Consider the following 205-nt stretch of genomic DNA (forward strand, 5'->3'; position numbering starts at 1 on the left):
ATCTGGCCGTGGTTCCTACCTATTTCGCCCCCTAAAACTGTCCGAAGTATTGTGTAATAGGCATCTGCAGCAAGGTATTTAATTCCAAGCGCACGAATTGCTGTCGCAACTTTGACGGCATGATCGGCATATAGCTCAATTCGTGATCGACCTTCTTCGTCTATTGTCTGTTGGGCGTCCAAGGCATAGGCAGTATTCGATTTTA

The 205-nt window shown here is 46.3% G+C and carries 1 protein-coding gene; it reads right to left on the reverse strand.

The genetic code is table 11. The features are described 5' to 3' along the window. The coding region (locus tag MO867_RS23485; RefSeq protein WP_252473588.1) for a hypothetical protein at positions 1-205 on the reverse strand (205 nt) is incomplete at both ends.

Origin of the sequence: Microbulbifer okhotskensis (assembly GCF_023895975.1) — a bacterium.
In the GTDB taxonomy this organism is placed as follows: Bacteria; Pseudomonadota; Gammaproteobacteria; order Pseudomonadales; family Cellvibrionaceae; genus Microbulbifer; species Microbulbifer okhotskensis.